The organism is Campylobacter sp., assembly GCF_017646085.1.
GTDB lineage: Bacteria > Campylobacterota > Campylobacteria > Campylobacterales > Campylobacteraceae > Campylobacter.
This window is the reverse complement of sequence record NZ_JAGCNF010000132.1, coordinates 1-5,099: the sequence shown is the minus strand read 5'-3', so window position 1 is coordinate 5,099 and position 5,099 is coordinate 1. Positions and strand designations below refer to the sequence as shown.

Here is a 5,099-nt window from a genome sequence, read left to right as displayed (position 1 = left end):
TATGCGACAACATCAAAACTAAAATATATAGATATCAATAGATAATATTAATATTAGATTATATAAAATCATCCAATAAATTTAAATGATTTTATATAATATCTATATTAAAAAAATTATTTATTCATCAAATTTAGAAGCGCTTTGAATTTTGCTTTTTGTATTTTCTAGTGAGTTTTTCTCTACAATTGCGATAATTCCCTTAAGTAGCCTAATTGATGCATCGATCTCAACCTTTCTAGTAGAGATACTCTCAATATTTGCCCCTACGCTAATACCTTTAGCAGTGCCATATTTATACAAAAATTCAAACATATCAAGGCTAAGCTCGACTGAGCTCTCTAGTGCATCATCACTATCAAAAATTCTATTTTTAGATAGATTGCTTACAGATATACCAAGCCACTGCATAAACTCATATGTTTTTTCATTACCACACGGTGTAAATGTGAAAATTATCGGAGTATTCTTAATCCCAAGTTTGGCAAAATCATCTAAAAATCGCTTTGCTGTTTCGATATCATAAACAGCTTGAGTTATAAAAAACTCACAACCCTTAACACGCTTAGATGCTACACGCAAATCTTCATCGTGTTTTTTAGTGTGTCTCTCAGGAATGCATATACCACCAAGTGTTAAATTGCTAGCTATTTCCTTTTTCATTTTATATGCATCATTTAGACTAAGCTTTGGCGTATCAATAGCCGAACTAGCTCCCACAAATACACTAACTGCATCACTATGATTTAGTAAAAACTCTTTAAATTCATTTTTATCATAGTTTCCTACAGCCTTATATATTACAGCTTCATAACGATTTTGCAGATAATCTTTAGCATAAATTTCAGGTTTTATCGTACGGACAAACTCAAATGTTCTATTTTGAGAATTACGATTACTCTCATCTTGAAGGTCATATATCACTAGACCATCGATCTTTATCCCCTCAAGCCTTTGCAACTGGCGCTGCGCAATCTCACTAGCCTCGCTTTGACTTAAACTAATCTTAGGAGGTGTAAGCCCATATAGAACAATTCCAGATTTACCTTGTCTTATCTTATTTTTTAGCATATGACTCCAAAATTTACTTAAGAGAGCTAACCAAAGTTAGCTCTATAAATAAATTAGCTCATACGAACAATTTTAACGGCTTTTACCATATTTTCTAGACTTGGTTTTACTTCTGGCCATTTACGAGTTTTTAATCCGCAATCTGGATTGATCCATAGCTGAGATTTAGGTAGAACCTCTAGTAGTGCATTGATTTGCGCTGCGATCTCTTCTACCGTAGGGATACGTGGACTATGGATATCATATACACCAGGGCCTACTTCTTGTTTATAGCCTACAGATTTAAATATTTTTAGAAGCTCATTGCCACTTCTAGCTGTTTCAATACTAATTACATCAGCATCCATTGCTTCTATTGTTTTAATGATATCATTAAATTCAGAGTAGCACATATGTGTATGAATTTGAGTAGAGGCATTAGCAGCACAAACGCTTAATTTAAAGCAATCAACTGCGAATTTTTCATATGCTGGAATATTTTCTTTACGAAGTGGATATCCCTCTTTAAACGCAGCCTCGTCTACTTGGATTATTTTAATACCAGCTTTTTGCAAGTCATCTATCTCATCATATATACAAAGTGCAAGCTCTTTAGCAATTTCGCTTCTTGGCTTATCATCTCTTACAAAGCTCCAGTTAAGGATAGTTACAGGGCCTGTTAGCATACCTTTCATTATTTTTGATGTGCGGCTTTGAGCATATGTAATCCAATCAACTGTCATAGGTGCTGGACGACTTACATCACCAAATAAAAGTGGTGGCTTAACGCAACGACTACCGTAGCTTTGAACCCAACCATTAGCACTAAAAGCATAACCTTTTAACTGCTCACCAAAGTATTCAACCATATCATTTCTTTCTGGTTCACCATGAACTAATACATCTAGACCGCAATCTTCTTGAAATTTGATACAATCATCAATATATTTTTTAATCTCGCTCTCATAAGACTCTTTTGTAATTAGAGATTTTTTATATGCGTTACGAACTTGGCGCAACTCTGGAGTTTGAGGGAAGCTACCAATTGTTGTAGTTGGAAGATCAGGTAGATTAAAAGCCTCTTTTTGAATTTTAATACGCTCTTCATAAGCTGTATCTCTATCAAATTTAGTTAAAGATTTTACCCTATTTTGAACATTTATATCATTGATTAACTCTGAAGTTTTTCTAGAAGCAATTGCTGCACGATTAGCCTCTATTAAGCATTTACCAGTTTCACAAAATTCCCCACCATTTACTAATTTTTTTAGAATTTTAAGCTCTGTAAGCTTTTCAACACCAAATGCTAACCACTCTTTTATACTTAAATTTTCTTCATATTTTAGAGTATATGGCACATGTAAAAGTGAGCACGAAGTACCGATATATAGGCGTTCATCTGGGATAAATGCTTTGATTTTATTTACAATTTCAGCTTTAGCATCTAGATTGCTTACCCATACATTTCTACCATCTATTAATCCAGCAAAAAGCACTTTATCGCTATTTGATAGTAATTTTAAAGCTTCTTCTTGACAAGCTGCATGAACAAAATCCAAACCTATAGCCCAAATTTTACTTTTTACTACTTGAGCTACAGCCTCATTAGCATGTTCAAAATATGTCATAAATATGATTTTAACATTATTTGCAGCACTTGCAAGCGCGTCATAGATAGGTACTATTTTGCTAGCTAGCTCATTTGCTCTATCGGTTACAAATATTGGCTCATCTATTTGAATAATAATCTCATTATCAAGTTTTGAAAGTTCAGCAATTAGCTTTACATACTCACTACTTAAAGCATCTAAATGATCAAGCGCATTGCTACCATCTGTTGTTTTACTAAGAGCTAAGAATGTTATAGGGCCAATTAAATTTATTTTTGCATTTAATACACCTGCAGCTTTTGCCTCTTTATACTCAGCAATAATTTTGCTACTATCTAGACTAAATTTAATATCACGACTAAGCTCAGGAACGATATAGTGGTAATTTGTATTAAACCATTTTGTCATCTCCATAGCTACACTATTTGCATTTCCTCTAGCCATTGAGAAGTATAAATCATAACCGCTAAGTCCAGCAAAACGTGGAGGGATAGCACCAAAAGTTACAATATTATCAAGCATTAAATCATAATATGAAAAATCATTTACGCTAATTAAATCTACTTTTGCGTCTATTTGATAGTTCCAGTGGCGTTTTTTTAACTCAGTAGCTACTTTTTCTACTTCACCAAAGCTAGTTTTACCAGCCCAAAAACTCTCAAGAGCAAATTTAAGCTCTCTTTGCTCACCAATTCTTGGAAATCCTGTTACGAAACTTTTTGACATTTTATTATCCTTATTATATATTTTTAAATTTATTTAATTTGGCTGTATAAAGGGCGCATTTCAAACAAAACAAGTGGCGGTTGAAGTCCGTGAAATCTATAAAATTGACTAAAATCACTACAATAGAAATTTTTTAGCTTTAATAGAGTTATACGTGTTTTTCGCTTAAATATACAATTACAATGCACTGGAAAAGTAACTACAAAAGCCAAATAGGATATAGCGCTAACAAATGAGAGTTGTAATCTAGCTAAAAATGTAAATTTATCACTATTTAAAGCTTTAGAAATAGCACGGTAAGCAAGTACGCATGGGACAGCTCATAGCTAATTATATCCTTGAATTTAAAATTGGCCAATTTTAGCAAAAAACTTATAAATAATAGCTGAAATAGCCCTGCTAAAGCAAGGGCTATTAACTCTCTTTAAATAGTTTTGAGGCTAGAATTTGAACTTTGTCTTGGTCACTAGATTTTTTCATTGTTTTGAAAATCTTATTTAGATAGCCTTCAAAAAACTCTTGATTATTTACTACTTTTTCGCCTTCAGATTTTATTATGCTGTGATACTCGCCATCACTTTCTAATTCAAATGCTAGCTCATTATCTTGAACTTGCAAGCGCAGTATTTCACCTAACTTACCTTGAGATACCGGGTCAGTAATTGGAGTCATCAACTCTAATCTACGCTCAAGATTTCTTGGCATCCAATCAGCGCTACTGATATAGAATTTAGGATTAGCGTGTTTAAAATAGAATATTCTAGCATGTTCTAGGTATTTGCCAATTATTGATCTAACTTTTATATTCTCGCTCATTCCAGGTACTCCAGGACGCAAACAGCAGATACCACGTATTATTAAATTTATCTGTACTCCAGCGTTACTAGCTTCATATAGCGCCTTTATTACATCGCTATCTACTAGCGCATTCATCTTAGCAATGATTCTACCTTCGCTACCCATTTTAGCTTCGTTTTTGATCATTGCAATCACACGCTCTTTAATCTGCATTGGTGACATTGATAATCCATTTAAGCGGCGATTTTTACTAAAGCCTGATAAAATATGAAAAAATGTTGTGGTATCTTTTGCCACATCAGCTCTAGAGGTAAAGTAGCTCACATCGGTATAAATCTTAGCACTACTACCATTATAATTACCAGTACCTAAATGAATATAGAAATTTAGCTTATCCCCTACTTGACGAATAACTTGACTAACCTTTGCATGTACTTTAAATCCAGTAATACCATATATTACATGCGCACCAGCATTTTCTAGTGCTTTTGCCCAATGAAGGTTATTTTCCTCATCAAATCTCGCTTTTAATTCAACCATTACAGTAACTTGCTTGCCTTCATTAGCAGCATCTATTAATGCTTGAATTATAGCTGAGTTTTTCTCCACTCTATATAAGGTCATTCTAATTGATATAACCTTTGGATCTTTAGCTGCCTCTCTAATAAACTGCGTAACAGGATCAAAACTCTCATATGGATGAAATAATAACACATCTTCTTTATCGATAGCATCAAACATAGAAATATTTTGCCCAAATGGCGGTAGAGTCTTTGGTGTGTATGGCGGAAGTAGTAAATGAGAAAATTCCTTATCCCCAATAATTTGCCAAAGCGCTCCAAGTGTTAGTGGAATATTATATTCATAGATATCTTTATAAAAGATTTTCTAAATTTACATATGAAAATCTTTTAT

The 5,099-nt window shown here is 33.3% G+C and carries 2 protein-coding genes and 1 pseudogene; all 3 read right to left on the bottom strand.

Annotated features, from left to right (window positions below):
• Positions 1-120: 120 nt before the first annotated feature.
• Positions 121-1,071 (bottom strand): methylenetetrahydrofolate reductase, encoded by a 951-nt coding sequence (locus J6V67_RS06995; protein ID WP_291860715.1) that lies wholly within the window; start codon positions 1,069-1,071, stop codon positions 121-123.
• 53 nt (positions 1,072-1,124) lie between these two features.
• Positions 1,125-3,386: a 5-methyltetrahydropteroyltriglutamate--homocysteine S-methyltransferase gene (gene metE / locus J6V67_RS06990; protein WP_291860712.1), complete on the bottom strand. Its 2,262-nt coding sequence runs from the start codon at positions 3,384-3,386 to the stop codon at positions 1,125-1,127.
• Between the two features lie 414 nt (positions 3,387-3,800).
• Positions 3,801-5,072: pseudogene (ppk1, locus tag J6V67_RS06985) on the bottom strand (polyphosphate kinase 1); the annotation flags it as partial.
• Positions 5,073-5,099: the final 27 nt, after the last annotated feature.

Excerpts from the sequence above, each read along its gene's own strand:
- J6V67_RS06995 (WP_291860715.1), bottom strand. The coding sequence starts at position 1,071 with ATGCTAAAAAATAAGATAAGACAAGGTAAATCTGGAATTGTTCTATAT.
- metE (WP_291860712.1), bottom strand. The coding sequence starts at position 3,386 with ATGTCAAAAAGTTTCGTAACAGGATTTCCAAGAATTGGTGAGCAAAGA.